Annotated in this window: 9 protein-coding genes; 2 read left to right on the forward strand and 7 right to left on the reverse strand. The window is 65.8% G+C overall.

Going from position 1 to position 5,396, the window contains the following annotated elements:
* From AC1DJT_RS34060 to AC1DJT_RS34085, 6 genes are all read right to left on the reverse strand, one after another.
* Positions 1-501: arginase family protein (locus AC1DJT_RS34060; RefSeq protein ID WP_476835811.1), on the reverse strand; the 501-nt coding region annotated here is incomplete at its 3' end.
* 21 nt (positions 502-522) lie between these two features.
* Positions 523-768, reverse strand: a complete 246-nt coding sequence (locus tag AC1DJT_RS34065; protein WP_476770804.1) for a hypothetical protein — start codon at positions 766-768, stop codon at positions 523-525.
* Between the two features lie 146 nt (positions 769-914).
* Positions 915-1,673 carry an SDR family oxidoreductase gene (locus AC1DJT_RS34070; RefSeq protein ID WP_476835812.1) on the reverse strand — a complete coding sequence of 253 codons (759 nt, stop codon included), beginning with the start codon at positions 1,671-1,673 and terminating at the stop codon, positions 915-917.
* A gap of 96 nt (positions 1,674-1,769) precedes the next feature.
* A complete protein-coding gene (rpsI, locus tag AC1DJT_RS34075) occupies positions 1,770-2,249 on the reverse strand; it encodes a 30S ribosomal protein S9 (RefSeq protein WP_043232079.1) in 480 nt (159 codons plus the stop codon).
* Positions 2,250-2,251: 2 nt separating this feature from the next.
* Entirely contained in the window at positions 2,252-2,713 is a 462-nt protein-coding gene (rplM, locus tag AC1DJT_RS34080; RefSeq protein ID WP_113516586.1) for a 50S ribosomal protein L13, read from the reverse strand.
* Positions 2,714-2,997: 284 nt separating this feature from the next.
* The gene (locus tag AC1DJT_RS34085) at positions 2,998-3,414 is read right to left on the reverse strand and encodes a PaaI family thioesterase (RefSeq protein WP_476770806.1); all 417 of its coding nucleotides are present in this window, start codon (positions 3,412-3,414) and stop codon (positions 2,998-3,000) included.
* 103 nt (positions 3,415-3,517) lie between these two features.
* Here AC1DJT_RS34085 and AC1DJT_RS34090 point away from each other — a divergent pair, with 103 nt between their 5' ends.
* Positions 3,518-4,333: an enoyl-CoA hydratase gene (locus tag AC1DJT_RS34090; protein WP_476835813.1), complete on the forward strand. Its 816-nt coding sequence runs from the start codon at positions 3,518-3,520 to the stop codon at positions 4,331-4,333.
* Between the two features lie 103 nt (positions 4,334-4,436).
* Here the strand turns inward: AC1DJT_RS34090 and AC1DJT_RS34095 are convergent, their stop codons facing one another.
* Complete coding sequence (locus AC1DJT_RS34095; protein WP_441508359.1) at positions 4,437-4,868, reverse strand: hypothetical protein; 432 nt, start codon at positions 4,866-4,868, stop codon at positions 4,437-4,439.
* A 149-nt stretch (positions 4,869-5,017) separates the two neighbouring features.
* On the opposite strand from AC1DJT_RS34095, the gene AC1DJT_RS34100 reads away from it, so the two are divergent.
* The coding region (locus tag AC1DJT_RS34100) for a CoA-binding protein (RefSeq protein ID WP_476835814.1) at positions 5,018-5,396 on the forward strand (379 nt) is incomplete at its 3' end.

Here is a 5,396-nt window from a genome sequence, read left to right on the forward strand (position 1 = left end):
GTCCCAGGTGTCCTGATGCGCATCGAATTGGACGATCGCCAGCTTGCCATGGCGGGCGACATGGGCGCGCAGCAGCGGCAGGGTGATGAAATGGTCGCCGCCGAGCGTCACCAGATGGGCGCCGGTGGCGATGATCGCGGCGGATTCGCGCTCGATCGCCTTGGCGCAGCCCAGCAGGTCGCTGCGCGGCAGCGAGCAGTCGCCGTAATCCACGGCCGAGAGATGCTCGAACGGGTCGATGCGCGACGGATACTGGGCATCGCCGTCGAAGATCGCACTGACGCGGCGCAACGATTGCGGTCCAAAGCGCGTGCCCGGCCGGTTGGAGACCGCGAGATCGAAGGGCACGCCCCAGATCACCAGATCGCAGCCGGCGACATCCTTGCTGTAGCGGCGGCGCATGAAGGAGAGCGCGCCGGCATAGGTCGGGTCCTGCGCCGGGCCGCGCCGATCGCCGGTGAAGGCGTGGTCGATGGAGGGGGTGTCGACGGGTTCGGTCATGGCAGCAATCCGTGAATGAAGTCAGCGCCTGCCCGTGAGCCAGACATAGAGGCACCAGGGCAGGATCAGGGCGAGGCCGGTCAGGACCAGCCGAAACGTGGTCCAGGCGATGGGGTTCTGCAGGGCGCGGCCATCGAGTTCAGGCACGCCATGGATCAGGCCGAGCGCGAAGGCCGGCGTCAGGAAGATGATCAACGCCCGTCCGACCCGACGCCCGGTCGGCTCCCCCGTCCGCGCAAGCGCGAGCAGCGCGGGAACTGCGATCATTCCGAAAGCAATGAGAACGAGCAGGATGCGCATGGCGGAGGCTGGAACCGGAGACGTGAGCCTGCGGTTTAGCATGGCCGCTGCCCTGATCCAGCCGCGCCGGGCGGCAGTCACAGCCGAATCTGTCGTTCAGGGCCCCGGCGCTATCAGCGCCCGCCCGCCACCCGCAGAACCACGCCTGTCGTATAGGCGGAAGCCTCGGACAGCAGGAACAGCACGGCCTCGGCGATCTCGTCCGGAGACGCCGCCCGCTGCAGGGGAACGAGCGGCGCGATGCGCTCGACCCTGCCCGCTTCGCCCGTCGACAGGGCGTGGATCYCGGTCTCGGTAATGCCGGGCGCAACCGCATTGACGCGGATGCCGGCTGGAGCAAGCTCCTTCGCCAGACCAACCGTCAACGTATCAATCGCTCCCTTGGAGGCGGCGTACCAGACATATTCGCCGGGCGAGCCGAGCGTTGCCGCAGCCGAGGAGATGTTGACGATCGCCCTGCCCTTCCGCTCCGGCTGAGCGAGCAGCGCCCGTGCCGCTTCACGCGCGACCAGCAGCGCGCCGGTGACGTTCACGTCGATGCAGTTGCGAATGACCTCTGCGTCCGCCTCGGCCAGCGGGCCCGACTTACCGGTAATGCCTGCATTGTTGACGACCTGGGCGATGGGCCCGAGCTTCCCCTTCGCCTCGGCGAAGACGCGCAGGATATCCGCCTCACCAGACATGTCGCCCTGGAGTGCAACGGCGCTTGCGCCCGCGGCCTTGCAGGCCGCGACAACCGTTGCGGCCGCGGCCGCGTCGCGCTGGTAGTTGACGGCGACATCATAGCCACGACCGGCCGCCATGACTGAGATGGCGGCGCCGATGCCGCGGCTGCCTCCGGTAACGAGAAGAACGGGACGGGTAGCGCTCATCGGCGGCGACTCCAGCTGGTGCGGAGCTGCAGCCAATACGAAAAGGGCGGCTCTTGCGAGCCGCCCTGTAAGCATAGCCAGACTGCGTGAGCCGGATCAGCGCTTCGAGAACTGGAAGCTGCGGCGGGCCTTGGCCTTACCGAACTTCTTACGCTCGACGACGCGCGAGTCGCGGGTCAGGAAGCCTTCCTTCTTGAGCGGACCGCGCAGTTCCGGCTCGTAGAAGGTCAGGGCCTTGGAGATGCCGTGGCGCACAGCGCCGGCCTGGCCGGAGAGACCGCCGCCCTTGACCGTGACGACGACGTCGTACTGGGTCATGCGGTCGACGATCATCAGCGGCTGCTGCAGGATCAGGCGCAGCACCGGACGAGCGAAGTAGACTTCCTGGTCGCGGGTGTTGACCGTGATCTTGCCGGAGCCCGGCTTGATCCAGACGCGGGCGATGGCGTTCTTGCGCTTGCCGGTGGCATAGGCGCGGCCCTGCGCATCGACCTTCTTGACGTGAACGGGAGCGTCGGGCTGAGCCGTCTTGGCGACCTGGCCGAGCTGCTCGAGAGACTGAAGAACCTCAGCCATGATCAGAGCCTCGCATTCTTGCTGTTGAGCGCGGCGACGTCGAGCGCCTCCGGCGACTGGGCGGCGTGGGGGTGCTCAGCGCCCTTGTAGACGCGCAGGTTGCCCAGGATCTGGCGGAACAGCGGGCCGCGCGGCAGCATGCGCTCGACAGCCTTCTCGACGACGCGCTCAGGGAAGCGGCCTTCGAGCAGGAACTTGGCGGAACGCTCCTTGATACCACCCGGGAAGCCGGTGTGATGGTAGTAGACCTTCTGGTCGCGCTTGCGACCCGTCAGGACCACCTTCTCGGCGTTGATGACGATGATGTTGTCGCCACAGTCGACATGCGGGGTGTAGGCGGCCTTGTGCTTGCCGCGCAGACGCATCGCCACAACGGAGGCGAGACGACCAACGACCAGCCCGGAGGCATCGATCACAACCCACTTCTTCTCGACGTCGGCGGGCTTGAGCGAGACGGTCTTCATCGCGGCACCCTTCGGTTGCTTGAAAAAGGACAAGCCGCCGGAAGGCCGGCGGCGGTGTGGGGCGGTGGATAGGGGCAAGCTGCCGTACTGTCAAGCACCACGATCACGGTCCAAGGCGAAAAATCGCATTGTTTTCAGTGCAATGGCAAAAACGGTATTTAGATACCGCATTCCGTTCCAGCGATCCTGCGAGGTCCGGCAGGATCATCCCTTTCCCTGCGCTTCTCCCGACGCTCCGATTCCCCCACGGAGACGGTTCTGCGGCCAGGACCAGCGCTCGACTCCTAGCGCTCCGACGGAATCGAGTAGGTGCCGGTCGCATGGCAGACCATCTCGCTGTCGCCCTGCGAGAACAGCGCGACCTCTCCGACGGCGAGCCGCTTGCCGAGCTTGAGCAGCCTGGCGTCCGCGATCAGCGCCACCGGCCCCGGCTTGCGCAGGAAATTGTAGTTGAGGCTCGTCGTCACAGCGAGGCCGACCGGGCCGATCTGGCCGAGGATCGCGACATAGAGGGCGAGATCAGCCAGCGCCATCATGGTCGGACCGGAGATCGTGCCCCCCGGGCGCAAATGCCGCTCGTGATAGTCGCAGCGCATGCGCGCCGTCAGCGGGCCGACATCTTCGATGAAATGAGTGCGCCCGCCATAATGGAGTTGCGGGAAGACCTGATCGAGATAGGTCTCCACCTCTGAGATCGTCATGCGGGGTGTCATGTGCGGGAAACCGGATGCCAGCGGGAAACTCCTCCCCTTGCAGCATGACGGTTGGGCTCCGACAATAGCCACGGATGCGAAAGGCCATGCCATGAATGCCCATATCGAGCCCGGCACCGCCCGGGTCCTGCTGCGCGCAGACCAGGACGGCATCGCGACACTGACGCTGAACCGTCCGCAGGCGCGCAATCCGCTTGGCGAAGCGATGCTGGCCGCGTTGAGCGAGGCTTTCGGGGCCATTGCGGCAGACGATACGGTGCGCGCCGTCGTGCTGACGGCCGCCGGCCCGGTCTTCTCGGCCGGTCACGACCTCAAGGAGATGAGCGCGCATCGCGCCGATCCAGACCGTGGCCGCGCCTATTTCACCGATATCCTTGGCCGCTGCTCGGCCATGATGCAGCAAATCACCGCCCTGCCCCAGCCCGTCATTGCAGCGGTGGAAGGCACGGCGACCGCTGCGGGCTGCCAGCTCGTCGCGACCTGCGATCTCGCCGTCGCCGGCGCGCAGGCGCGGTTCTGCACGCCCGGGGTCCATATCGGGCTGTTCTGCTCGACGCCGATGGTGGCGCTCTCGCRCAACCTCGCGGGGAAGCATGCGCTGGAGATGCTGCTGCTGGGCGAGATGGTCCCGGCCGAGGAGGCGGCCCGGATGGGGCTGGTCAACCGGGTCGTTCCGGCGGGCGCAGCGCTTGCGGAGGCCTTGCGACTGGCGGGCGTGATCGCATCGAAATCGACTGCCACGGTGAAGGTCGGCAAGCGCGCCTTCTACCAGCAGCGCGAGATGGGCCTCGCCGCAGCCTATGATCACGCATCGGCGGTCATGGTCGAGAACATGCTCGCCCGCGACGCCGAGGAAGGGATCGGCGCCTTCATGGGGAAACGCCAGCCGGTCTGGAACGGCAACTAGCGGCTCAGGAGCCTCAGTCGGGCCCTCTCCATCAATCCGGAATCAGCGCCGCACGCGGCGACAACCGTGACACGCCGCGTGCAGCTATCCATCAGGCGCCTGTTCACAGGATCGCGGGGAAGTGCTCCGGCATCTCGGTTTGCAGGTGCTCCTTGGTCTCTTCTTCCGGCTGCGGCACGGCTGGCAACTGCAAAACGGTCGCCTTTTGTCCCGTAGACAGGTTCGTCAGCAGAATGACCTGCCCGTCGGGCAGCTCGAGCGCATCGTGATGCGCATAGGGCTTGTCGAGATCGATCTGACGGAAGCGGGCCATCGTCGCTGCCATCTTGCGATGCGGCAGGAAGCCGACCACCCTATCGCACTCGATCTCGCTCGCGAACGCCAGCTCCGTGCCGGGCAGCACGCAGACCGCAACCTCCGGCTGTGCCGAGGTGCAGAACCCGCGCGTGCTCGAATTCGGGAAGCTGGTGGTCGTCAGTTCGTCGCCCACTTTGGCGGGAGTGGACATCACATTGTGCAGGCTATAGTCGCACATGGTAGACCCTCCTTTCATGACGGAACAACCGGGGTTGTTCGCCCTGTGTTCCATTGAATCAGATAAGAGTGGCAAAGCTGTGGTTCAGCCCCTCGGCGCCAAAATGCTGGGGCATGATCGCCGCGTATTTCTCGTGAGGATTCAGCACCTTGAATCATGAGGCCTATGAAGATGCGCTAATCCGCCGCATCCTGCGCGAGGTGAAAACCATCGCCCTGGTCGGCGCCTCGGCCAACGAGGCGCGGCCGAGCTGGATCGTCACCAAGTATCTGCTCGATCGCGGCTATGACGTCATCCCCGTCAATCCCGGCCTTGCCGGCCAGACGCTGCTCGGCAAGACGGTCTACGGTGCGTTGAAGGAGATTCCGGTTCCCGTCGACATGGTCGAGATCTTCCGCAATTCGGAAGCCGCCGGGCCGATCACGGACGAGGCTTTGGCGCTCTCGCCCCTGTCGAAAGTGATCTGGATGCAGCTGTCCGTCCGCAATGACGCGGCCGCCGCTCGCGCCGAGGCCAAGGGCCTTACCG

This window comes from Allobosea sp. 05T422_2 (assembly GCF_056396265.1).

Excerpts from the sequence above, each read along its gene's own strand:
- AC1DJT_RS34095 (WP_441508359.1), bottom strand. The coding sequence starts at position 4,868 with ATGTGCGACTATAGCCTGCACAATGTGATGTCCACTCCCGCCAAAGTG.
- AC1DJT_RS34085 (WP_476770806.1), bottom strand. The coding sequence starts at position 3,414 with ATGACGATCTCAGAGGTGGAGACCTATCTCGATCAGGTCTTCCCGCAA.
- AC1DJT_RS34065 (WP_476770804.1), bottom strand. The coding sequence starts at position 768 with ATGATCGCAGTTCCCGCGCTGCTCGCGCTTGCGCGGACGGGGGAGCCG.
- rplM (WP_113516586.1), bottom strand. The coding sequence starts at position 2,713 with ATGAAGACCGTCTCGCTCAAGCCCGCCGACGTCGAGAAGAAGTGGGTT.
- rpsI (WP_043232079.1), bottom strand. The coding sequence starts at position 2,249 with ATGGCTGAGGTTCTTCAGTCTCTCGAGCAGCTCGGCCAGGTCGCCAAG.